Source organism: Nocardiopsis sp. CNZ308, assembly GCF_004217075.1.
Genome location: NZ_SHKJ01000001.1, coordinates 1,513,591 through 1,537,026, shown reverse-complemented (window position 1 = coordinate 1,537,026; position 23,436 = coordinate 1,513,591). Strand labels below are relative to the sequence as shown.

The following is a 23,436-nucleotide window of genomic DNA, read 5'->3' as shown; positions in this document are numbered from 1 at the left end:
TCGTAGGTTGGGGTCGGAGATGGTTGTCCTTTGCGGACGGACCACGAAACCAGGTTTCGGATGGCGTGACGAGCCAACCGTAGCGCGACAGGACGGGGATCACAGTGGTTGAGGGTGGAGCTGGGACGAGTGCGGGGACGGGAACTCTGACACTCGCCGGTGTGCCCATCGGGAACGTGGAGGACGCGCCGCCCAGGCTGCTGCGCGCCCTGGAGGGCGCCCGCGTCATCGCGGCCGAGGACACCCGAAGGCTACGCCAGTTCGCCTCCCGCGCGGACGTGCGCCTGGGCGGGGAGGCGGGCGCCCGGGTCGTGTCCTACTACGACGCCAACGAGAGCCGCCGCACCGACGAGCTGCTCGGCGACCTGCGCGCGGGCAGCGACGTCCTCGTCGTCACCGACGCCGGGATGCCGGGGGTGTCCGACCCCGGCTACCGGCTGGCCGCCGCCTGCGCGGGAGAGGGCATCCCGGTGACCGCCATCCCGGGCCCGTCCGCCGTCACCACGGCGCTGGTGGTTTCGGGCCTGCCCACCGACCGCTTCTGCTTCGAGGGCTTCCCTCCCCGCAAGGGCCTGTCGGGCTACCTGGCCGACCTGGCGGCCGAGCGCCGCACGATGGTGTTCTTCGAGAGCCCCCACCGCGTCGCCGCCACCCTGGAGGCGATGGCCTCGGTCTTCGGTGCCGACCGGCGCGCCGCCGTGTGCCGGGAGCTGACCAAGACCTACGAGGAGGTGCGCCGGGGCGGACTCGGGGAGCTGGCGGCCTGGGCCGCCGAGGGCGTGCGGGGCGAGATCTCCCTCGTGGTGGAGGGCGCCCGCCGCGACCCCGGGACGGTCGGGGACGCCGACCTGGTCGCCGCGGTCTCGGACCTGGAGGAGGAGGACGTGCGCCGCAAGGAGGCGATCACCCGTGTGGCCAGGGAGTTCGGTGTTCCCAAGCGCCGGGTCTACGACCTGGTGCACGGGGTCGTGTCCGCCGACTGACCGAAAACGGCTCGCCCGTGGCGGAACCTTTCCGTTTCCGGGGCGTCTGACCAGGTGCACCAGCCAGACCGTCGATGGGGAACACGTTCATGCGAAGCCACCTCTTCCAGCAGGCCCAGGAGACCAGCCAGCCGGGTATGCACCTCCAGAACCACAAGATGCTCCGGGTGGGCCTCAACGGCGAGTTCTTCGCCCGTCAGGGCGCCATGGTCGCCTACCAGGGCCAGGTCGACTTCTCCTACGAGGGGTCCGGCAGCGTCAGCAAGTTCTTCAAGAAGGCCTTCACCGGCGAGGGGCTGCCGCTGATGAAGGTGTCCGGGCGCGGCGACGTGTTCCTGGCCCGCGACGCCTGGGACGTGCACCTGGTGGACCTGGAGGACGACCACCTCACGGTCAACGGCGACAACGTGCTCGCCTTCGAGGCCGGGCTGAACTGGGACATCCGCCGTGTGGAGGGCGCGGGCATGGCCGCCGGCGGCCTCTTCAACACGGTCTTCAGCGGCCGGGGCAGGGTGGCCATCGCCTGCCACGGCGCCCCGGTGCTGATCAACGTCGACCAGCCGACCTTCGTGGACACCGACTCCGCGGTCGCCTGGTCCAGCTCGCTGAGCACGGGCGTGCGCCGCACGGTCAAGGCGGGCGCGCTCATCGGCCGGGGCAGCGGCGAGGCGCTCCAGCTCTCCTTCGAGGGCCAGGGCTTCGTCCTGGTACAGGCCTCCGAGGGCGCGCCGGTCGCGGTCCAGACGTCCTGACCCGGCACAGGAGAGGGCCCCGGGGACGCGCGTCCCCGGGGCCCTCTCCGTCCGGCCCGCCGCGCCGCCCGGAGGCGGCTCGGCGGGCCGTGTGAGACGCGGCGGGTTCCCGGCCCCGCGGCCGGGAACCCGTGCGCGGCGCTAGACGACGGCGCCGTCGTCGGCCTCGCGGGCGGCCTTGGCGGCCACCTTCTGCTTGGCCTTGCGCTCCTTGACCACGTGGGGCGGGTCGGTCTTGTCCCACCTCTGGAGCCAGATGGCTAGCGGGACGGCGACGAAGATCGTCGAGAGGACGCCCGTCACCAGACCCACCAGCATGGCGATCGAGAAGTCCTGGAGCGAGGACCCGCCGAGGAAGGTCAGGAAGCCCAGGATGATCAGCGCGCCGATGGAGGTGTTGACGGTACGCGGCAGGGTGTTGAGCACCGCGCGGTTGGCGATCTCGGAGAACTTCGACTTCTCGTCCCGGGCCCACTCGTCGCGCACCCGGTCGAACACCACCACCGTGTCGTTGACGGAGAAGCCGATGACGCTCAGGAGCGCGGCGAGGAACACGCCGTCGATCGGCTTGCCCAGCCAGATGAACAACCCGATCACCAGGACCAGGTTGAAGGCCAGCGACAGCATGGTGGACACGCCGAACGACCAGCGGAAGCGCCAGGCCAGGTAGACCATCTGGAGCGCGAGGGCCGCTCCCAGGGCGATCAGCGCGCGGTTGCGCAGTTCGTCGCCCATGCTCGGGCCGATCAGCTCGTCGCTGACCAGTTCCACGCCGCCGGTCCGCTCGTCCAGGGCGTCGGCGATCCGGGCCGCGTCGTCGTCGGAGATGCTGCCGGTGCGCACCGAGATGTCGCCGTCACCGGACTCCTGGACCACGGCCGTGTCCGAGCCGGGGAAGTCCAGCGCGGAGATGACGGAGCGGGCCTCGTCGACCGAGACGCCCTCCCCGCCGCTGACCTCGTACTCCAGCACGCGGCCGCCGGTGAACTCCACACCGAGGTTGGTGTCGCGGATCAGCGGCGCGGCGACCGCGGCCGCCACGATCAGACCCGCCACGATCAGGCCCTTGGTGCGGTGGCCCATGAGGTCGGGGTTCTTGTCGACCAGCCAGGTGCGGACGCCGCCGATGCGGTTCAGGCCGCTGACGGCCGGGTGCTTGCGCACGACCGCGCGCCGCACCGCCCACTCGACGAACACGCGCGCGATGACCAGCGCGGAGAACATCGAGACGAGGGTACCGATGCTCAGGGTCACGCCGAAGCCCTGCACGGTGCCCGAGGCGAAGAAGAACAGCAGGGCGGCGGCGATGAGCGTGGTGATGTTGGTGTCGAGGACGGCGCTCCACGCCTTGCGGGAGCCCACGACGAACGCCTTCTCCAGGCTCGGCGGCACCGCCCGGCGCCGCTTGCGGGTGAGCACCCCGGACTCGGCCCTGGCCGCCTCGTCCTCGGTGGCGTCCTGGAGCCCGGCGGACTTGTTGGCCTCGTAGACCTTCGCCTGGCGCTGGTGTTCCTCACGTGTGCGTTCGAAGATCAGCACGTTGGCGTCGATGGCCATACCGATGGCCAGCACGAAGCCCGCCAGACCCGGCAGTGTCAGTGTGGCGTTGATGGCGACCAGGGCGCCGTAGGCGATGAGCGTGTAGAAGCCCAGGGCCAGGGCGGCCAGGAAGCCGACCAGCCGGTAGACCAGCGTGATGTAGAGCGTGGTGAAGGCCAGGCCCAGGATCGCGGCGACGGCGCTGGCCTGGATGGCCTCGGCGCCCAGGGTCGGGCCGACCGTCTGGCGCTGGACCTCGGTGACCGGCAGCGGCAGCGAGCCGCCCTCGATCAGCACGGCCAGGTCGTTGGCGGTCTCACTGGTGAAGTCGGGGCTGGTGATGGTGGTGGTGTTGCCGGGCATGCCCACGTCGCAGGCGAACTCCGGGTTCACCTCCGGTGCGGAGATGATCTGCCCGTCCAGCACGATGGCCACGCGGCGGCGCGGGTCTCCCTGGTCGTAGCAGGCGGCGTCGGCGGTCAGCGCGGTCCACTGGTCGGCGCCCTCGCCGCGGAAGTTGACGTTGACCGTCCACTGCGCGCGGTTGACGCTGTCCAGCGCGGCCTCGGCGCTGGCCACCTGGTCGCCCTTGATGGCGGTCTCGCCGAGCTGGAGCTGGGTGCCGTCGGAGTCGGGGAGCGTCATCACGACGTCCTCGGGGTTCTCCGCGCTGGGACCGGCGGGGGGCTGCTGGCCGCCCATGCCTCCCATGCCGCCCTGCTGCGCCATGAGCTCTTCGAGCTGCTCCTGGGTCATCTCCTCGCCGCCGCCCTCGGCGGCCCCGTCACCGCCCTCGGCCGCGGCGTCGGACGGGGCGCGCGCCTCGTCCGCGGTGGCCTGGGGGGCGTTGGCGGAGTCGCCCGGGGCGGGCGCCTGCACGCCCTGGCCGCCGGCCTGGCCCACGCCCAGCACGGGGTGGAAGGACAGCTGGGCGGTCTGGCCGATGATCTGCGCGGCCTCCGCCGGGTCCTGCACACCGGGCAGTTCGACGATGATCCGGTTCTCGCCCGAGCGCGACATGGTCGCCTCGGACACGCCCAGGCGGTCGATGCGCTGGCGCAGCACCTCGACGACCTGGTCGGTGTTCTCGGAGTTGGCGGGTGTGCCCTCGGGGCCGTCCTGGGTCTCCAGGACGATCTGTGTGCCGCCGCTGAGGTCGAGCCCCAGGCGCGGCGGGATGAACCACGCCGCGCCGAACGCGACGAGGATGACGAGAAGGGAGATGAGGGCGCGTGTCCAACGCGCGCCCGCTCCCGTTTGACTGGACAAGGACCTGGTACCTCTTCACTGCGAATACGGGTGATCCCGACGCACGCCGGAGACAGGGGGGTACGCGCGGGGATGGTCAGATGGCGGTGTTCGCGGTGGGAGGGGGAGCCCGTGTCGGCGGCAGCTCCCCGGGGGCGTCCAGGTCCGGGACGGGAACGGGCGCGGGGGGAGAGAGCGGCCACCAGGGCTGGTCCCACACCGCCAGGCGCAGTGCGCTGCTGGGCACGGTGTCGGGCAGGTCGCGCAGCACCGACCGGTGGTCGCACGTGGAGGCGGGCGGCCCGACGGTGACCATCGGGTTCTCGGCCAGGTCCGCGCGTTCGCGCGGGGTCACCCGCTCCTGGTCCGCCGCCGCGGCCGCGGCGCCCTCGGGGGCGCTGAGCAGGCCGTGCGGCGGCAGGGGCGGGCCGGCCGGCTGCCCGCCGCCGGAGGCGACGGGGAAGGACAGGATGACGAGCAGGACCACGCTGGTCAGCAGCGCGGTCGTGTGCCGGGCAGGGCGGGGTAGGGCACCGGTAACCATGGTGACCACCGCCTCGGGGAAGGACCGGGAGGGAAGTGCTGCCCGACCGTGCGTCCCGGTGGCGCACGGCTCGTCCAGCAGAGCATACGGGTAGGGGCAAGCCCCGGGGAATGTCCCTTCGGCCCCTGTCGCACCGCCGGGCCGCCGTGCCCCGGACCGCGCGCGGGGAAGCCGCGCCCGGCGCGGCGTGCGCGGCGCCGCGTGCGCACCGCGGGGCCGTGCGCGGGAAATGGAGTTCAGCGCGGCGCGGCAGTACCTTTAGGCTTGGGTCATGTCGTCGAATCGTCACATCCTGACCGCGGTCGCCTGGCCCTATGCCAACGGACCGCGCCACATCGGTCACGTGTCCGGCTTCGGGGTCCCCTCCGACGTCTTCTCCCGCTTCCAGCGAATGTCGGGCAACCACGTGCTGATGGTCAGCGGGACCGACGAGCACGGCACCCCGGTGCAGGTCCTGGCCGACCAGGAGGGCGTGACCCCCCGCGAGCTGGCCGACCGCTACAACCGGATCATCGCCGAGGACCTGGTGGGCCTGGGCCTGTCCTACGACCTGTTCACCCGCACCACCACCGGCAACCACTACGCCGTCGCGCAGCAGCTGTTCACCGCGCTGCACGAGAACGGGTACGTGTTCGCCCACACGACCAAGGGCGCGGTGTCGCCGTCCACCGGCCGTACGCTGCCCGACCGCTACATCGAGGGCATCTGTCCCATCTGCGGTTACGACGGCGCGCGGGGCGACCAGTGCGACAACTGCGGCAACCAGCTCGACCCCATCGACCTCATCTCGCCGCGTTCGCGGATCAACGGCGAGAAGCCGGAGTTCGTGGACACCGAGCACTTCATGCTCGACCTGCCCGCCTTCGCCGACGCCCTGACCACCTGGCTCAAGGGCAAGGAGGGGCAGTGGCGCCCCAACGTCCTCAAGTTCTCCCTGAACCTGGTGGAGGACCTCCAGCCGCGCGCGGTCACCCGCGACCTCAACTGGGGCGTGCCCGTCCCGCTGGAGGGCTGGAGCGACAACGCCAACAAGCGCCTGTACGTGTGGTTCGACGCGGTCATCGGCTACCTGTCGGCGTCGGTGGAGTGGGCCCGGCGCATCGGTGAGCCCGAGGCCTGGCGCCGCTGGTGGCAGGGCGACGAGGCCCGGTCCTACTACTTCATGGGCAAGGACAACATCGTCTTCCACTCGGTGGTCTGGCCCGCGATCCTGCTGGGCCACGACGGCGAGGGGGACCGGGGCGGCGAGCCCGGCCCGCTGGGCGAGCTGAAGGTGCCCACCGAGGTGGTCTCCAGCGAGTTCCTCACCATGGAGGGGCGCAAGTTCTCCTCCTCGCGGCGCGTGGTGATCTACGTGCGCGACTTCCTGGAGCGCTACTCCGCCGACGCGCTGCGCTACTACATCATGGCCGCCGGTCCCGAGACGCAGGACACCGACTTCACCTGGGCCGAGTTCGTGCGCCGCAACAACGACGAGCTGGTGGCGGCCTGGGGCAACCTGGTCAACCGCTCCATCTCGATGGCGGCCAAGAACCTGGGCGAGATCCCGGCGGCCGGTGAGCTGACCGACGAGGACCGCCGGGTGCTGGAGGACTCGCGGGCCGCGTTCGCCAGGGTGGGCGAGCGGCTGGAGCGGTCCCAGTTCAAGGCGGGCCTGCAGGAGGCCATGCGCACCGTGGCCGAGGCCAACAAGTACATCTCCGACCAGGCTCCGTGGGCGCTGAAGAAGACCGACCCCGAGCGGATGGCCACCGTGCTGCACGTGGCCCTCCAGCTGGTCCAGGACGCCAACACGCTGCTCACCCCGTACCTGCCCGAGTCGGCGAACAAGGTGTACGCGATGCTCGGCGGCACCGGCACCTGGACGGGCATGCCGCGCATCGACGCCGGGCGCGACACGATCGGCGGCTCGGAGGAGGAGGTGGAGTACCCGGTCATCACCGGGGACTACGCCGACAACGAGGCGCGCTGGGAGTCGCGGCCGATCGCGGTGGGCACCCCGCTCGGCCGCCCGGAGCCGCTGTTCGCCAAGCTCGACCAGTCGGTCGTGGACGAGGAGCTGGCCCGCCTGGAGGGCGCCGCCGAGTAGGCTCCGGCCGCGGCGGAGAGAAGGACGACCGCGCCGGCGGGCACCGCCCGTCGGCGCTTCTTCGTGGAGGAACGTGAGCATGGGAAAGCGCAGCGGCAGAGCGGTCAGGGAGCGCAACGACCAGACGCCCCCTCCGGTACCCGAACCCCTGCGCGTACCGGTCGCCGACAGCCACACCCACATGGACATGCAGACCCCGGAGGTCGAGGAGATCATCGCCGCCGCCGAGGGCGCCGGGGTGACCCCGCTCGTCCAGGTGGGCGTGGACCTGGCCTCCTCGCGGTGGGCGGCCGAGGTGGCCGCCGCGCACCCGGGCAGGGTGTGGGCGGCGGTGGCCCTGCACCCCAACGAGGCGCCGCGCGTCGTGCACGGTGACGGCGCCCCGGGCGTGGAGGTGGACGACACCGACTGGGCGGGCAAGCTCCGCCGGCCCGGCGGGACGGCGGAGCTGGAGGCGCAGCTGGCCGCCATCGACGAGCTGGCCGCTCTGCCCCAGGTGGTGGCGGTCGGCGAGACCGGCATGGACACCTTCCGCACCGGCCCCGAGGGCGCGCGGGCCCAGGAGGAGTCCTTCCGCCGCCACATCGACATCGCCAGGCGCCACGGCAAGGCCGTGATGATCCACGACCGCGACGCCCACGAGGACGTGCTGCGGATCCTGGAGGAGGAGGGCGCGCCGGACAGGGTGGTCTTCCACTGCTTCTCCGGCGACGCGGCCATGGCCAAGGTGTGCGCCGAGCACGGGTACTACATGAGCTTCGCGGGCAACGTCACCTTCGCCAGCGCCGAGTCCCTGCGCGAGGCCGCCGCCGCGGCGCCGCCGGAGCTGATGCTGGTGGAGACCGACGCGCCCTTCCTCACCCCCAAGCCCTACCGGGGCCGTCCCAACGCCCCCTACCTGATCCCGCACACGCTGCGGACGCTGGCGGGGGTCAAGGGCATGGACGAGGACGAACTGGCCGGGATCATCGCGGGCAACGCGGGACGCGCCTTCGGGTTCTGACCCCGGGACCCGCGGACCCGGGTCCACGCGGTCACGAACGGCGGCGGGGTTCCCGCGTCCCACCGGGAACGCGGGAACCCCGCCCCGACGACCGCGCGCCGCCCACGCCGTGGGCGGCGCGCCGGCCGCCCCGCTCAGCCGCCCCGCTTGCGCGGGAAGGCTGCGCGCGAAGCGCGTCCGTTGAGGGTGGTGGCGGGTGACGGGTGGGAGTTCTCCCGGCCCCGCCGGTCGGCGGCCTTCCACTGCCTGCGGCGCTCGGCGCGCAGGCGCGCGTCGCCCCGGGAGCGGTTCCACTCGGACTCGCGCCGGAGCCGGTTCCAGCGCTCCAGCCGCCGGGCGTCCAGCTCGCCCTCGTCCACGGCGGCGGTGACCGCGCAGCCGGGCTCGCCGCCGTGACGGCAGTCCCGGAAGCGGCACTGTTCGGCGAGGTCGGAGACGTCGGCGAAGGTCCGGTCCACGCCCCGCGCGTCGCCGGGCACGTCGATGCGCCGCACCCCGGGGATGTCCAGGACCAGCGCGCCGCCCGGCAGCTGGAGGAGCTGGCGGCGGGTGGTGGTGTGCCGCCCCCGCCGGTCGTGGCGGATCTCGCCGGTGTCCATCAGTTTCCGCCCGGCCACCGCGTTGACCAGGCTGGACTTGCCCGCTCCGGAGGTGCCGAGCAGGACCCAGGTGGTGCCGGGCAGGAACCGCGCGGCCAGTTCCTCGACACCGAGGCCGGTGTGGGCGCTGACGGTGTACACGTCGGCGCCCGCGGTCACCGAGCCGACGAGTTCGAGCACCTCGGGGAGGCGGTCCCCGGCCAGTTCGGCCTTGGTGACCGCCACGACCGGGGTCGTCCCGCTCGCCCAGGCCAGGCTGAGGAAGCGTTCGAGGCGGCCCACGTTGGGCCCCTGGTCGGCGGCCTCGCAGACCAGGACGCCGTCGATGTTGGCGGCCAGGACCTGGTCGTGGGAGTCCCGGGCCACGCCCTGGCGGACGAGGCTGCCGGAGCGTTCGAGGACGGCCTCGACGACCCAGGTGTCGCCGGAGCGGCGCACCGCGACCCAGTCGCCGCCGCACGGGGCGGAGGACGGGTCGGCCTGCGCGGCCCTGGTGACGGCGGGGGAGTAGTCGGCGGCGGCCTCCCGGGGGAGGCGGATCACCGCCCCGCCCCGGCGGGAGGAGGAGACGCGCGCGGGGACCACCGGGTGGGGGCTCGCCGCGGCGGCGGCGTCGAAGGCCCGCTCGACGCGGCGGTTCCACCCCAGCGCGGTCAGCGGGGAGGGGGCGGGTGCGGCTGTGCTGTCGTACGTGTTCACGACGGACTCTCTGGAGCGGCGAGCCGTCAGGAGGGGAGGCGCCCCTCAGGGCTCGCGAACGGTCGGGAAGGTGGGGTTCGAGTCATGCGCAGGAACGGTCATCACTGCTTCCTCTCCGTCGTCGGCGCCGAGGACACGGCGCGCTCCGCCTCCGCGAGTGTAGGACCGCCGGGGCGGAGCGCACCACGGGTTTTCCGGGCGCGGGCGCGGGCCCGGGACCGGGGGACGGGGCGGCTCAGCGGCGCCTGGTCCACACGTCGTCGGACGGCGCGGTCCGCGGGACGGTGGCGTGCCGCGGCACGTACTCCCCGATGGCGGACTCCTCCGGTTCGCTCCCGGGGGCGGACGCGGCGGGGGCGGGCGCGGCGGGCGTGGACGCGGCGGGGGCGGGCGCGCGCCGGGAGTAGTCCGGGCGCTCCTCCTCCACCCCCAGCAGGAGGAAGAGGCTGCAGATCAGCATGAAGACGAACAGGCCCGCGAGCAGGGGCAGCACCAGGTCCGGCGCGCTGGAACCGTCCGGGGGGCTGTGCCGGGAGAAGCGCGGTTGCGTGAAGTGGACGCCCATCATGCCGGTGTAGTGCATGGTGGTCACCGCGACGGCCATGGCCACGGAGGCGGCGGTGATGGCGGGGAGACCGCGCAGCCGGGAGGCGAACCACAGGGAGGCGGTGGCGGCCACCAGCGCGATCACGCAGGCCAGGGCGGCGTAGAGCGGGTCGTGGTGGATCTGTCCGTGCACGTTCATCGAGAGCATGCCGAGGTAGTGCATCGCGATGATGCCGGTCCCGGCGATGAGACCTCCCAGCAGGAGCCGGGGGGCCGTCCCCCCGCGGATGGTCAGGGTGAGCGCCACGGCCATCACCGCGATGGCGATGACCCCGCTGACCACGGTGAGCGCGGCGTCGTAGCGGATGGCCGTGCCGGGCGGGGAGAAGCCCATCATGGCGATGAAGTGCATCGACCACACGGCCACCCCGCCCAGGGAGAGGGAGGCCAGGGACAGCCACTGCCACCGGACGGGTCCGCTCGTCCGGCGCGCGCGTGAGGCGAAGGACAAGCCGAGGAACGAGCCGATCACCGAGACCGCGAAGGCGATGGAGGGGGTCAGCCAGTCCTGGGCGAGGTGGTCGAGCACGGCGCACTACTTTCCATGACCTTGGTCCCATATCGGTCGGGTTCCATGGATAGTAGGGAGGCCTGAGACTGATGCGCCAGGGGTGTTTTCCAACGTGTGTGGCCTGATGTGGCCAGCGGCAACGCAGGGGAACAGGGGAGCGACCCTCAGTTCCGCCGGCCCTCACATCGGCGGCGGATCCGTCCGGGTCCTCAGGCGCGCAGACCCGCGAAGGCGATCCTGGCCAGGGTGTCGGCGATCTCGTCGGAGTCCAGCCCGCGGTCCGGCTTGTACCACTCCGAGATCGAGTTGACCATGCCGAACAGCAGGCGGGCCGCGACGGCGGGGTCCACGTCCGGGCGGATGTCGCCGTCGGCGGCGCCCTCGCGCACCAGGTCGGCGATCAGGTGGTCGAACGCCCGGCGCCGCTCCAGCGCGCGCTTCTCCACCTCGGTGTTGCCGCGCACCCGCAGCAGCAGGGTCACGTGGGGCAGCTCGTCCACGAGCACCCGGACGCTGCCGCGCAGCACGTGCTCCAGGCGGTCGATGGCCGGGCCGGTGGTCGAGGCCTCCTCGCGGGTGACCGCGAACAGGGCGTCCATGGCCAGGTCCAGGGAGCGGCGCAGCAGCTCGGTCTTGCCGGTGACGTGGTGGTAGATGGCCGACTTGGTCACGCCCAGGGCGCGCGCCAGGTCCTCCATGCTCGTGCCGTCGTACCCGCGTTCGTTGAACACGCGCGCGGCCACGCGCAGGACGGAGTCGGCGTCGTGGCCGGGGCGGCCGGAGCGTCGCCGCCCCGCTGCCCCGCGGCGGGAGGGCGCTGGTTCGACAGGGGAAGATCTGGACACGGTTGTCGAATCTACCTGGTGGGAGCGGCCCCGTGGGCGGGGACGGCCGCGGGCGCGTCCGCCGTCGCCGGGCCCCACGAGGATTTCTTAACGAACGGTCGGTTGGTAACGCATCCTATCCGGGTTCGGGGTGCCCCCGGGCCGCCCTCGCCGATCGGTCGCGTGGAGTGCTGTGGGGAGCACGTCCCGTCACGCCCGGAGAGGGCCGGGCGAACCGCGGGAAAACGCCCGCGCGCGGCGTTGTGCGAGTTCAGCGGCGCGGAAAGGGATTTTTTTCCGCATCCGTTCCGAGTGTGCGCCTCCGGGAAGGGCGTTAGGAGCGCGTTAAAAACTCTTGAACTGGTTCGTGGGGCAAGAGTAATTTGGCCCTCGTTTGGCGGCAAAAGTCCATATTTGTCGACGTCAAGAATGAGACCCCACATGGCCATCACCCGTCGTAACGCCCTGCGCGTTTCCCTCACCGGAGGGGTCGGGGCCGCGGTCGCCACCGCCGTCTCCGCCCCAGCCTGGTCGGCTCCCATGCCCGCGCCCCAGCCGGGGGACGCCGCGGAGGCGCTGCGCCTCCTCAAGCGGGGCAACAGGCGCTGGCGCCGGTACGACTCCCGCCACCCCAACGAGGGCCCCGCCCGCAGGGAGGAGATGGCGCGCGGACAGAACCCCTTCGCCGTGGTCCTGGCCTGCGGTGACTCCCGTGTGGCGCCCGAGCTGGTCTTCGACCGCGGACTCGGCGACCTGTTCACCGTCCGCTCCGCGGGCCAGGTCCTGGACGAGTCCGTCCTGGGCAGTATCAGCTACGCGGCCGTGCACCTGGCGGTCCCGCTCATCGTCGTCCTGGGGCACTCCTCGTGCGGCGCGGTCAGCGCCGCCGTGGAGGCCCACGAGACCGGGGAGGTCCCGCACGGCCACGTCGGCTACCTGGTGGAGGGGATCCTGCCGGTGGTCGATGCCACCCCCGACGAGGGCGGCGACTTCGTGGACGCCTGCGTCCGGGCCAACGCCGAGTACATCGCCGACCAGCTCCGCGTGGACGCCGACCTGCGCGAGCTGGTCGAGTCCGGCCTCCTGGACGTGGTCCCCGCCCGCTACGACCTGGAGACCTCCGAGGTCAGCTGGCTCTGACCCCGCGCCGCTGCGCGTTCGCTCCACCACGGACCCGTGCCCCCGGTCAACCCCGCTCGCCACTCCGCCCCGTCCCCCGTCCCTCCCCGGGGGCCGCTCCGCCCGCCCCCCGCACCGGTGCCACCCGGGCCCGAGGTCCCGAAACCCCCGCAAGGGAGAAAAGGTGACCGAGCGCGACACCGGGGACGATCACCTTTCTCGGTGGGGCGAAACACGCTCCGGTGTCCCCTCGTCCTCCTTTCGGTTTTCCGTCACCCCCTCCGGTCAGGCATAACACAATAAATCACTGAAAAGGCTGCGCCGCGAACGTATGACGCCTATTCTCGTGATGTCCGCAAAGGACAGTTAGCCTGATTCGTCGCGGGCCGACGCGAGTTCCGGCCCCAGCCTTCGCAAAGGACCGACGTGCGCTTCGAGCAGCAGTTGCGGGAGATGCTCCAGACGCCGGGGGTGCGCAGTGCCTGCCTCGTGGACTGGCGGCGCGGGCGCGTCCTCGCCCACGCCGGCGCCGACGATCCGGCCGCGGACGCGGCGGCGATCCTCAGGGCCGTCAGGGAGGGTCCCCTGTGCGCCGACCAGCGGGTGGAGGACGTCGTCGTCACCGACACCGACCACCACGTGCTGTTCGCCGTCCTGGAGGGCTCCGACCTGTGCGTACGGGTGCGGATGGGCCGCACGGAGGGCAGCCTCGGCTTCACCCTGCGGCGGCTGCGCGACCTGGTGCGCACGGCGAGGGTGCCGCCTCCCCGCGACGACACCGACCGCCCGCCCCGGCGGGACCTGCCCCGCCCCGCCGCGCCGGCGGTCGCGTCCGTGGACCGCAAGGTGCTGGAACGCGTGCTCACCGCGCTGCGGACGCTGTCCGTCGACCGCCCCCGGCCGGTGGCCGCGTGACCGGTGGGCAGCCCCGCCGAGGCGCCTCCGGCCTGCGCCGCTGGATCGCCGACCGCAGGGCGCCGCGCCGACCCACGTCAAGGAGAGAGAAGGACATGCCGAACATCGAAGCCGGGCTCAAGGAGATGATGGAGATCGAGGGGGCTGTGGGCGCCGCCGTCGTCGACTACAGCAGCGGGATGGCGCTGGGCACCCTCGCCTCCACCAACACCCTCGACCTCACCGTGGCCGCCGCCGGGAACACCGAGGTGGTCCGCGCGAAGATGCGCACCATGGACCAGCTGGGGATCAACGACGTGATCGAGGACATCCTCATCACCCTGTCCGGGCAGTACCACATCATCCGGCCCCTCACCAGCCGCAAGGGGCAGGGGCTCTTCCTCTACCTGGCCCTGGACCGCTCCCGGGGCAACCTCGCCCTGGCCAGGCACCGCCTCAAGGGCATCGAGGCGGACCTGGAGGTCTGACCGGGCGGGCCGCCCCGGCGCCCCGCCCGCCCGGAGGATTCCCAGCCGAGGAGGCGATGGGGCAGAATGCCGGTGTCCGCCCCCCGGCACCCTAGGGAGACAGCACATGTTCCGGGTCGTTATCAGCCGTCTCACCGACAACGGACTGCGTGTCACCCCAGAGCAGAAGGACACCGCCATGTCCGTCCAGGAGGCGGTGTCCTTCATCCGCGAGCACCTGCCCGGAGTGGACACCGCGGCCTTCGGCGACAGCGCGGTGCAGGGCTCCGTCAACCGGGTCAACGACTTCCGCTGCGACGTCTCCACCGCGGACGGGGGGCACTACCGGGTGGTCATCGCCCCGATGATCTGACCCCGCCTCGGATCGAGGGGGATCCCCGGTACGCGCCGCCCCGCCGCCGCGCCTGGAGCCGGGTCAGTCCGACCCGAAGGCGGAGTCGAACGACGCCTCCGGCGGGTCGTAGGCGTGGGAGCGCACGAACTCCACCGCCTCGGCCGCCCCGACCAGCCGGTCCATGCCCGCGTCCTCCCACTCCACCGAGATCGGACCCTGGTAGTCGATCGCGTTCAGCGTGCGGAAGCAGTCCTCCCAGGGCACGTCGCCGTGCCCGGTCGAGACGAAGTCCCAGCCCCGGCGCGGATCACCCCACGGCAGGTGGGAGCCCAGCCGCCCGTTGCGGCCGTTGCCCACCCGCTTGCGGGCGTCCTTGCAGTCCACGTGGTAGATCCGGTCCCGGAAGTCCCACAGGAACCCGGCCGGGTCGATGTCCTGCCACACCATGTGGCTGGGGTCCCAGTTCAGGCCGAAGGCCGGGCGGTGCCCCACCGCCTCCAGCGCCCTCTGGGTGGACCAGTAGTCGTAGGCGATCTCGGAGGGGTGCACCTCGTGCGCGAAACGCACCCCCACCTCGTCGAACACGTCCAGGATCGGGTTCCACCGGTCGGCGAAGTCGCGGTACCCGGCCTCGATGACGTCCTCGCCCACCGGCGGGAACATCGCCACGTACTTCCAGACGGCCGAGCCCGTGAAGCCCACCACGGTGGACACGCCGAGCCTGGCGGCCGCGCGGGCGGTGGTCTTCATCTCCTCGGCGGCCCGCCGGCGCACGCCCTCGGGCTCGCCGTCGCCCCACACCCGCGCGGGCAGGATGTCGCGGTGGCGGTGGTCGATCGGGTCGTCGCAGACGGCCTGGCCCAGCAGGTGGTTGGAGATCGCCCACAGGCCCAGCCCGTGGCGTTTGAGCGTGTCCAGCCGGTCGCGCACGTAGTCGTCGTCCACGGCGGCCCGGGTGACGTCGAGGTGGTCGCCCCAGCAGGCGACCTCCAGACCGTCGTAGCCCCACGAGGAGGCCAGGGAGCACACCTCCTCGAAGGGCAGGTCGGCCCACTGCCCGGTGAACAGGGTGACTGGTCGCGGCATGTTCGTCTCCTCCTGGAGTAGGGGGGTCTCGTGGTCAGTGGTCGTGTCCGTCGCCGGGGCCCTCCCCGGCGCCCTCCGGCCCCGCGTCCGCCCCGGCGCCGTCGGGCGCGAGGGCGCCGCTGTCGGGGGCGGCGGGCAGGTACAGGTGGACGTGGCCGTGCCCGGCGTCCACGCTCATCGCGTCCAGGTGCGTGGCCGCCACCGACCACGACACGACAGCCTCGTCGCGCAGTTCCATGGCGATGTGCAGGACGTCCATGCGCAGGTCCTCGTCCTCGACCAGGGCGGCCTTGGCGTAGGTGTCGACCGACATGGACAGCAGCCGGACGGAGGACACCAGGCCCGCGTGCGCGGTCCGGTGGGCGCCGCCGGACTCGGGAACCTCGCCGAAGTGCACCGAGGCGGCCTGCACCTCGGTGCGCCAGGAGTTGACCACCGAGGCCTCGGTCAACTCCAGGGGCGGGTGTGATCCGTCGGTGGGCAGGAACTCCTCCATGTCCTCCACCACGGGGACGAGTCCCTCGTGGGCCGTGCGGGTGTGGGTGAGCAGCGAACCGACCTGTTCGGCGTCGGGGTGGTCCGCCGGGGCCTGCGGCGCGGCGGAGGCGCCGTTCGCGCCGTCACCGCCGAGGAACACGGCGGAGGCGACGGCGGCACCGGCCACCGCGAACGACACCCCGGTCAGCCACCAGGTGGCGGGGGTGTCCGCCACCGGGTCCGGGAACTCGGATCCGGCGGCGGAGGGGGTCTTGTGAGCGGGCATGGTGACGTCTCCTCGTGGGGGTGGAGCCGCCCTACCTCAGTCAGCGCTTTCCGGCGAGCGCGGCACCGAGCGGGGGTGGTGGACGTTTCCTCCTGGCCCGGGGGCACCGGCGGCCGTGGTGCGGACACGGCGGCCGGCTCCCGTCCCCCGCGGGGCCCGGCCGCACCCGTGGGGGCGGACCGCGGACCCCGAGGAGCACCGCCTACCTGCACGGCGGCTCCTCTCGTCGGCTCAGGGCGCGAAGGAAGGCCAGGCCGTCGACGGCGATCGCGTCCTGGGTCGCCGCCAACGGTCGCCAGACGGAGGCCGCCGTGGCGATGCTGGCATTGTCCGCCGTGAACGACTCGATCACCAGGGGGCCTCCGTACCCCGCGTCACCGAGCGCGCCGAGGATCGCGCTCCAGTCCAGGTGGTCGGCCCCGGGTGCGCCGCGGTCGTTCGCGCACACCTGCACGTGCGCCACCCTGCCCGCGGCGCGCCGCACGGCCGCCGCCACGTCCCGCTCCTCGATGTTCATGTGGTACACGTCCAGGGCCAGCCCGCAGTGCTCAGCGGGCAGGTCGGCCAGCATCTCCAGCCCCTGGTCCACCGTGTTGAGCACGCTCGTCTCGTACCGGTTGAGCGGCTCCACCGCCAGCCGGACCCCCGCGGCCGAGCAGTGCCCGACCACGGGGGCCAGCGCCTCGGTCAGCTCCGCGCCGATCCCCGCCCGCTCACGCGGGGACATCCGCCACGTGCGGCCGACCGAGGCGTAGGCCGGACCGGCGGCGACGGGGGAGCCCACCGCCGCGGCCGCGTCCACGACCCGCCTGAGGTAGTCCTGCGTGGCCGAGCGGGTGGCCGCGTCGGTCGCGACCAGTTCCCGGCCCGGCCCCATGACCAGCACGACGCTGGCCGTCAGGCCCAGCCCGTCCAGCAGGGCCCGGGCGCGCCGGGGGTCCCAGTCGCCCGTGTTCTCCACGGGGAGCTCGATCACGTCGAACCCCCACTCCGCCACGCGGGGCGCGATCCTCTCCAGCGCGGCGTCGGTCAGCGGCGACGTCCACACCCAGGTGTTGACCCCCAGCGCGCGCACCTAGCGGTCCGTCCAGGCCTCGGGGAAGCCCGGCAGGTCCTCGCCGCCGAACTTCGCGTAGTGCAGGGACGGCATCTCCGCGTTGCGCTCCAGGTACTCGTCCAGCTCGTCCTGACGGACCGGCTCCTGCGGCAGGATCCACTCCGAGGGCACCTCCTCGCCGGCGAGGATCATGCTGGCGGCCAGGACCGGGGTCCGCCACTGGAAGTTGGAGTAGACGGGCGCGATCGCGGTGAGGTCCTCCTCCTGCCACTTGCGCATGAAGCTCAGCTCGTCCTCCCCGGAGATCACCGGGTAGGGCTGGCCCGCGTCCTCGAAGGCCTCCAGGGCGGCCACGGCGCCGTCCCCGGCGTCCATCCAGATGCCGTCGACCTCGCCGCGCTGGAGGTGCTGGGAGACCAGGTCCTTGATCATGGCGCCGTCGCCCTCGGTGAACTCGTGGCCGAGCACCTCCAGCTCGCTGTCGGCGAAGATCTCCTGGGCCGCCGCCCAGCGGTGTTCGAGCACGTCCACGCCGGGCAGGATGCGCAGCGCCAGCACGGTCGAGCCGGGCTCCAGCTCATCGACCAGGAACTCGGCCGCGTCCGCGCCGTAGGCGTAGCCGCCGATCGGGTGGATGAACGTGACCATGCAGTCGCTGTTCACGCCGCGGTCGAAGACCACGACCGGGACGCCGCTCTCGCAGGCGGTCTCCACCGCCGGGGTCAGGGTCGCGGTGGTGGAGGGGGAGATGATGATGACGTCGCAGTCCCCGGAGTCCACGAAGGCCTGGATGTCGGAGATCTGCTGGTTGTCGTCGTCGGCGGCGTCCGACACCCGGAACTCGCCGATGCGCCCCTCCTCCTGGAGCGCCTCCACCTGCTGCTCCATGGTGATGAAGCCGGTGACGCGCCAGGGGTTGGACACCGAGGCGTTGGAGAAGCACAGCGTCGCGTCCTCGGGCGCGTCGTGCGTGAACTCCGAGGTGTCGATCCACTCGGGCTCGATCGCCTGGAGCCAGGGCTGGTCCTCGGGGCCCTCCGGGGTGATCTCGCGCTGGGCCAGCTGCGCCTCGAACTCGGCCTCGTCGAACCACTCCCCGTCGGGGGTGAGTTCGGCGCCCGCCTCCTCGGGGGCGTCGGTGGGGGCGTCCGTCGTACACGCCGTGAGCATCAGGGTCAGGCCGGCGGCGCCGGCGAGCAGCACGCGGGGGACGCGCATGGTTACCTCCTGGAAGTGCCGAGCGGCCGCTCGGTCGGATGGTCCGGTCGCCGTCGCAGGCGCTCCGGCAGTCGAAGGTCGCCCCGGCGGGCGGCGTAGGCCACCGCGGCGATGATGATGAGCCCCTGCACCGTGGGCTGGAGCGTCGAGGGCAGGTACAGCTGGTTGAACAGCGTGAACAGGGCCTCCACGGTCAGGGCGCCCAGGACGGCGGCGACCACGGTGCCGCGCCCGCCGCCCAGCACCACCCCGCCCAGGACCACGGCGGTGATCGCGGTGAACTCCAGCCCGTCGCCGACCTGGGCGGTGACCCCGGCGTAGCCGCCGATGAGGACGGCGGCGACGGTGGCCATGAGGGAGGAGCCGACGAAGGCCGTCGTGCGCACCCGCCACACCCGCACCCCCGAGAACGCGGCGGCGACGTCGTTGTCGCCCGTCGCCACGAGGGAGCGGCCGTAGGGCGAGCGCATGAGCACCACCGCGCCCGCCGCCAGCACCAGGGCGATGAGCAGCGCCCACGGGATCTCGCCGAGGACGGGCACGTCCTCGATCCCCTGCCGCCCGAACACGCGGAAGGACTCCGTCAGCGCCCCGGTGGGCGCCCCGCCGGTCCAGTAGCGCACGGCGCCGAACAGGATCAGCATCGTGCCGAGCGTGGTGATGATCGACGGCACCCGCAGCAGCGTGGTCACCAGGCCGTTGACCAGGCCCACGACCAGGCCGAAGACCAGCATGAGGCCGATCACCGGCCAGGTCATGGCCTCGTCGCCGTCGATGAGGCGAGCCGCGATCACCACCTGCGCGCCCACCAGGGACCCGACCGACAGGTCGAACTCCCCGGAGACGATCACCAGGTACTGGCCGATGGCCAGGATCACCAGCGGCGCGGCCTTCTTGGCGAAGGCCATCAGCGGCGGCCCCTCGAAGAACGAGGGGTTCTGGGTGGCGATCACCACGAAGATCAGCGCCAGCAGCAGCGCGACGGTCGCCGTGCCGCCCCGGCCCAGCGCGGCCAGCGCCGCCAGCGGGCCCGGGCCGCGCGACTCGGGCCCGGACGGCCCGACCGGGCCGCGCGCGTCCTGGGTGGGGGTCGGGGTCATCGGCGGCCTCCGAGGGGTTGCGGTGCGGACCCCGTCCCGGGGTCCGGATCGGGGGCGGTCCCGGTGTCCGGGGCGGACCGAGGCACGGGGGAGGACGGCGGCGCGCCGCCGGAGGGGAAGCGCGTCCGCACGGCGGAGCGCCCGCCGCGGGCGTAGACGGCCACGGCGGCGATGACGATGACGCCCCGCAGGACGTCCTTGACGAACGGGTCGACCGCCAGCACGTTGAACACGGTGTCGAGCGTGGCGAGGATGAGCACCCCCGCCACCGTCCCGGCCACGCCGCCGCGCCCGCCGAGCAGGTAGGTCCCGCCCAGCACCACGGCCGCGATGGCCTCCAGCTCGTAGCCCCCGGAGTAGACGGTGGCGCTGCCGGTGCCGAACCGGGCGGCCAGCAGCAGACCGGCCACACCGGCGGTGACCGAGCACAACACGTGCGCGGTGACCGTGGGCACCCCGGAGCGGACCCCGGAGAGCCGGGCCACGTCGGCGTCGCCGCCGACGGCGTAGATGTGGTAGCCCATCCGGGTGCGGCTCAGGAACAGCACCGCCGCCACCGCCACGCCCAGCATGACCAGGGTGGAGACGGGCAGCACGCCGATCCGGGTGTAGCCGAAGGCCTGGAAGGCGGTGGGCACCGCCCCGGCCGGGCCTTGGAAGTTCGTGTCCAGGTAGCCCTTGATCACCAGCCCCATGCCCAGGGTGGCGATGAAGGGGTTGACCCGCAGCCCCGTGACCACCAGCCCGTTGACCAGGCCGATCAGCGCGGCCAGGCCGAGCGCGGCGGCCGCGCCGAGCACGATCCGGGAGGGGTCGCCAGCCATGGTGGTGGCCGCGACCACGGTGGACAGGGCGGCCACGTAGCCGACCGACAGGTCCAGGGAGCGGCACAGGATGACGAGGGTCATCCCGATGGCCAGGAAGCCCAGCAGGCTGCTGCGGGTGAGCAGGTCGACGGTGTTGGCGGTGGTGAACAGGTTGCCGCCCCGGGCGGCCACGAAGGCCGCGCTGACCGCGAGCAGCAGCACCAGGGCCAGGTAGACCAGCCCGGTGGTGCCCGTCCGGGCGCGCAGGCTCCGGAGGAGGGAGGTCGGTGGGGGTGTCACGGGGCGGCCTCCTCGTGCCGTGCGGGGGAGCCGCCGTTGTCGGTTCCGGCGGCCGGGTCGCTCCCGGCGGCCGGTGGGGTGGGACCGCCCGAGCGCGGTGGAGCGGCGGCCGGGTCCCGCCGGGCGGCCGCGCCGGTGGCCGGGTCCTCCTCGGCGGCCGGGTCCCGCCCGGGGACCGGTGCGGCGGATCCGCCCGGGTGCGGTGATCCGGTGGCCATCGCCATGACCGCCTCCTCGGTGGCCCCGCCGGGCAGCTCGCCCGCCACCCGGCCGTCCCGCAGGACGACCAGCCGGTCGGACATGCCGATCAGCTCGGGCAGCTCGGAGGAGATGAGCACGATCGCCACACCGGCCGCGGCCAGCTCGCGCATGAGCCGGTAGACGGCCTGCTTGGCGCCCACGTCGATGCCGCGCGTGGGCTCGTCGAGCACCATCACGCCGGGTTCGGCGGCCAGCCACTTGGCCAGCACGACCTTCTGCTGGTTGCCGCCGGACAGGTACCGGACCTCCTGGTCCTGGCCGCCGCGCGCCACCAGCTCCAGGGAGGAGAGGATGCCGGGCAGCCGCCGGGCCCCGCGCGCCGAGCCCAGGGGCCAGACCGCGTCCAGGACCAGGCGGCCGTTGGCCGCCACCGACTGGTTCAGCGCCAGCCCCTGCGTCTTGCGGTCCTCGGTGACCAGCACCAGACCCGCGCGCACCGCCGTGCGCGGCGAGCGCGGGTCCACCCGCCGCCCGTCCACGCGGACCTCGCCCCGGGTGAAGCGCTCGACGCCGAAGAGGGCGTGGGCGACCTCGGTGCGCCCGCTGCCCTGGAGCCCGCCCAGGCCCAGGATCTCGCCGCCGCGCACCTCGAAGCCGATCCCGTCCAGCTGGGTGTTGCCGCCTCCGGTGACCGACAGCCGCACCCGTCCCACGTGCTCGCCGTGCGGCTCCAGGGGCTCGGGGAAGACCGCGGAGACCGGGCGCCCGACCATCTTGCGGACCAGCTCGGCCGGACCGATCTCACCGGCGGGGACGGTGTCCACGAGGTGGCCGTCCTTGAGCACCGTGATGGTGTCGGCCAGGTCGAAGATCTCCCGCATGCGGTGCGACACGTACAGCACCGCCACGCCGCGTTCGCGCAGGCGGCCGATGATCCGGTAGAGCACCTCCACCTCGTGGTCGGCCAGCGCGGCGGTCGGCTCGTCCATGGAGATGATGCGCGCGTCGTGCGAGAGCGCCTTGACGATCTCCACGATCTGCTGTTCGGCCACCGACAGCGACCGCACCCGGGCCCTGGGGTCGATGCCCTCCAGGCCGAGCTCGGCGAGCAGTTCGGCGGTGGCCCGCTCCATGGCCCGGCCGTCCACCAGGCCGCGGCGGCGGATCTCGCGGCCGAGGAAGACGTTCTCGGCGACGGTGCGGTCGGGCAGGAGGTTGAACTCCTGGAAGACCGTGGTCACGCCCGCGCGCTGGGCCTGGACGGGGTGCTCGAAGGAGACGGCGTCGCCCTCCAGCTCGACCGTGCCCCCGTCCGCGCGGTGCACCCCGGCCAGCACCTTCATCAGGGTGGACTTGCCCGCCCCGTTCTCGCCGACCAGGGCGTGCAGCTCGCCGGGGTGGAGTTCCAGGTCGATCCCGTGCAGGACGCGCACGCCCAGGAAGGACTTGGTGATGCCGCTCATCCGGAGCAGGGGCGGGCCGCTCATGCCCCGTCCGCCTCAGGCACGTCGACCCAGCGGCGTTCCCGCGCCGAGGTCAGGACGGCCTCGGCCAGCACGGCGGCGCGCAGGCCGTCGGCGAACACCGGCAGGCCCTCGGGGGTCCGCCCGGCGATGGCGGCCCCGGTGTCGGCCACGAGCGCGTTGAAGCAGTCCTGGTAGCCCTGCGGGTGGCCGACGGGGGTCGTGGACAGGCGCGCGGCGTCGGCGCTCAGCTCGGGGTCGTCGCGGCTGACGGTGCAGCTGCGGCCCCGGCCGCCCGCCCAGAGGGTCTCGGGCCGCTCCTGGTCGAACAGCAGGGTGCCCTCGGTGCCGGAGACCTCCAGCACGAGCCGGTTCTTGCGGCCGGGGGAGACCTGGCTGATGACGGCGCCGCCGACCACGCCCCCCGCGGTGGAGAACTGGAAGGCCACCAGGTCCTCGGTGGCCACCGAGCGTCCGGCGCGGGTGTCGTTGACCCGCGAGGTCTGGGCGCTGACCGAGGTGATGCGGTCGCCGGTGACGAACTCCAGCATGTCGCACCAGTGCGAGCCGATGTCCCCGAACGCTCGGGTGGGGCCGCCCAGTTCGGGGTCCACCCGCCAGTTGTCCTCGTCCGGGTACAGGAGCCAGTCCTGGAGGTAGCCGCCGTGGGCGAGGCTGACGCGGCCGATGGAGCCCGAGGCCACGCGGGCGCGCGCCTCGCGGGCCATGGGGTGGAAGCGGTAGGCGAAGGGGACGACGGCGACCCGGTCCGCCTCCTCCGCGGCCCGGACCAGCTCGCGAGCGGTGTCGGCGTCGGTGGCCAGGGGTTTCTCGCACACGACGTGCTTGCCGGCGGCCAGGGCGGCCAGGCTCAGCGGTGCGTGCAGGTGGTTGGGGGTGCACACGTGGACCACGTCCACGTCGTCGCTGCGGACGAGTTCGAGGGCGTCGGCGTGGGCCCGGGCGACGCCGTGCGCGGTGCGGAACTGCTCGGCCTTGCCCTGGGAGGAGCCCGCGACCCCGACGACCTCGCCTCCCGCGGCGCGGACGGCGTGGGAGTGGACCCGGCCCATGAAGCCGGTGCCGATCACCGCGGCGCGGTAGGCGTTGGGGGCGGTGGACCCGGGGTCGGCCGCCTCACCCAGGCTTGTGACCTTACTCACTGACATGCACCGAACGGTACGCCGGACTTCTGTCGATCGTCAAGCAA

At 73.0% G+C, this 23,436-nt stretch carries 21 protein-coding genes; 8 read left to right on the top strand and 13 right to left on the bottom strand.

Features of this window, described 5'->3' with window-relative positions; all coding sequences use genetic code 11:
- The first annotated feature begins 104 nt into the window (after positions 1-104).
- Together rsmI and EV372_RS06530 are read left to right on the top strand one after the other, a co-directional pair.
- The gene (gene rsmI / locus EV372_RS06535; RefSeq protein WP_372497238.1) at positions 105-983 is read left to right on the top strand and encodes a 16S rRNA (cytidine(1402)-2'-O)-methyltransferase; all 879 of its coding nucleotides are present in this window, start codon (positions 105-107) and stop codon (positions 981-983) included.
- 89 nt (positions 984-1,072) lie between these two features.
- Complete coding sequence (locus tag EV372_RS06530) at positions 1,073-1,735, top strand: AIM24 family protein (RefSeq protein ID WP_130395263.1); 663 nt, start codon at positions 1,073-1,075, stop codon at positions 1,733-1,735.
- 141 nt (positions 1,736-1,876) lie between these two features.
- On the opposite strand, the gene secD is transcribed toward EV372_RS06530, so the two are convergent.
- Entirely contained in the window at positions 1,877-4,543 is a 2,667-nt protein-coding gene (secD, locus tag EV372_RS06525) for a protein translocase subunit SecD (RefSeq protein ID WP_130395262.1), read from the bottom strand.
- A gap of 76 nt (positions 4,544-4,619) precedes the next feature.
- On the bottom strand, positions 4,620-5,066 hold the full coding sequence (locus EV372_RS06520; protein ID WP_130395261.1) for a hypothetical protein: 447 nt from the start codon (positions 5,064-5,066) through the stop codon (positions 4,620-4,622).
- A gap of 271 nt (positions 5,067-5,337) precedes the next feature.
- Here EV372_RS06520 and metG point away from each other — a divergent pair, with 271 nt between their 5' ends.
- Both metG and EV372_RS06510 read left to right on the top strand, forming a co-directional pair.
- The gene (gene metG / locus EV372_RS06515; protein ID WP_130395260.1) at positions 5,338-7,155 is read left to right on the top strand and encodes a methionine--tRNA ligase; all 1,818 of its coding nucleotides are present in this window, start codon (positions 5,338-5,340) and stop codon (positions 7,153-7,155) included.
- A gap of 79 nt (positions 7,156-7,234) precedes the next feature.
- A complete protein-coding gene (locus EV372_RS06510; RefSeq protein ID WP_130395259.1) occupies positions 7,235-8,158 on the top strand; it encodes a TatD family hydrolase in 924 nt (307 codons plus the stop codon).
- Between the two features lie 134 nt (positions 8,159-8,292).
- Here the strand turns inward: EV372_RS06510 and rsgA are convergent, their stop codons facing one another.
- The 3 genes from rsgA to EV372_RS06495 all read right to left on the bottom strand — a co-directional run bounded on the left by rsgA (position 8,293) and on the right by EV372_RS06495 (position 11,418).
- On the bottom strand, positions 8,293-9,456 hold the full coding sequence (gene rsgA / locus EV372_RS06505) for a ribosome small subunit-dependent GTPase A (protein WP_130395258.1): 1,164 nt from the start codon (positions 9,454-9,456) through the stop codon (positions 8,293-8,295).
- A gap of 235 nt (positions 9,457-9,691) precedes the next feature.
- Positions 9,692-10,591, bottom strand: a complete 900-nt coding sequence (locus tag EV372_RS06500; protein ID WP_130395257.1) for an MHYT domain-containing protein — start codon at positions 10,589-10,591, stop codon at positions 9,692-9,694.
- A 191-nt stretch (positions 10,592-10,782) separates the two neighbouring features.
- A complete protein-coding gene (locus EV372_RS06495; RefSeq protein ID WP_475430795.1) occupies positions 10,783-11,418 on the bottom strand; it encodes a TetR/AcrR family transcriptional regulator in 636 nt (211 codons plus the stop codon).
- Between the two features lie 420 nt (positions 11,419-11,838).
- Between EV372_RS06495 and EV372_RS06490 the strand changes: the two genes are divergently transcribed.
- The 4 genes from EV372_RS06490 to EV372_RS06475 all read left to right on the top strand — a co-directional run bounded on the left by EV372_RS06490 (position 11,839) and on the right by EV372_RS06475 (position 14,250).
- Complete coding sequence (locus EV372_RS06490; protein WP_130395256.1) at positions 11,839-12,537, top strand: carbonic anhydrase; 699 nt, start codon at positions 11,839-11,841, stop codon at positions 12,535-12,537.
- A 405-nt stretch (positions 12,538-12,942) separates the two neighbouring features.
- Positions 12,943-13,431, top strand: coding sequence for a hypothetical protein (locus tag EV372_RS06485; RefSeq protein WP_013155067.1), 489 nt, complete (start codon positions 12,943-12,945; stop codon positions 13,429-13,431).
- Positions 13,432-13,526: 95 nt separating this feature from the next.
- Complete coding sequence (locus EV372_RS06480) at positions 13,527-13,898, top strand: hypothetical protein (protein WP_013155066.1); 372 nt, start codon at positions 13,527-13,529, stop codon at positions 13,896-13,898.
- 106 nt (positions 13,899-14,004) lie between these two features.
- Positions 14,005-14,250: a hypothetical protein gene (locus EV372_RS06475; RefSeq protein ID WP_019609838.1), complete on the top strand. Its 246-nt coding sequence runs from the start codon at positions 14,005-14,007 to the stop codon at positions 14,248-14,250.
- 63 nt (positions 14,251-14,313) lie between these two features.
- On the opposite strand, the gene EV372_RS06470 is transcribed toward EV372_RS06475, so the two are convergent.
- From EV372_RS06470 to EV372_RS06435, 8 genes are all read right to left on the bottom strand, one after another.
- Positions 14,314-15,318, bottom strand: coding sequence for a sugar phosphate isomerase/epimerase family protein (locus tag EV372_RS06470; RefSeq protein WP_130395255.1), 1,005 nt, complete (start codon positions 15,316-15,318; stop codon positions 14,314-14,316).
- 34 nt (positions 15,319-15,352) lie between these two features.
- On the bottom strand, positions 15,353-16,081 hold the full coding sequence (locus EV372_RS06465; RefSeq protein ID WP_130395254.1) for a hypothetical protein: 729 nt from the start codon (positions 16,079-16,081) through the stop codon (positions 15,353-15,355).
- Between the two features lie 202 nt (positions 16,082-16,283).
- Positions 16,284-17,156, bottom strand: a complete 873-nt coding sequence (locus EV372_RS06460) for a sugar phosphate isomerase/epimerase family protein (protein ID WP_130395253.1) — start codon at positions 17,154-17,156, stop codon at positions 16,284-16,286.
- Positions 17,157-18,356 (bottom strand): substrate-binding domain-containing protein, encoded by a 1,200-nt coding sequence (locus EV372_RS06455; protein WP_130395252.1) that lies wholly within the window; start codon positions 18,354-18,356, stop codon positions 17,157-17,159.
- A 2-nt stretch (positions 18,357-18,358) separates the two neighbouring features.
- Positions 18,359-19,456: an ABC transporter permease gene (locus tag EV372_RS06450; RefSeq protein ID WP_130395251.1), complete on the bottom strand. Its 1,098-nt coding sequence runs from the start codon at positions 19,454-19,456 to the stop codon at positions 18,359-18,361.
- Entirely contained in the window at positions 19,453-20,562 is a 1,110-nt protein-coding gene (locus tag EV372_RS06445; protein WP_130395250.1) for an ABC transporter permease, read from the bottom strand. The genes EV372_RS06450 and EV372_RS06445 overlap by 4 nt, the downstream gene beginning before the upstream one ends.
- Positions 20,559-22,250 carry a sugar ABC transporter ATP-binding protein gene (locus tag EV372_RS06440; protein ID WP_130395249.1) on the bottom strand — a complete coding sequence of 564 codons (1,692 nt, stop codon included), beginning with the start codon at positions 22,248-22,250 and terminating at the stop codon, positions 20,559-20,561. Before EV372_RS06440 ends, EV372_RS06445 begins: the two co-directional genes overlap by 4 nt.
- On the bottom strand, positions 22,247-23,389 hold the full coding sequence (locus EV372_RS06435) for a Gfo/Idh/MocA family protein (protein WP_130398792.1): 1,143 nt from the start codon (positions 23,387-23,389) through the stop codon (positions 22,247-22,249). Before EV372_RS06435 ends, EV372_RS06440 begins: the two co-directional genes overlap by 4 nt.
- Positions 23,390-23,436: the final 47 nt, after the last annotated feature.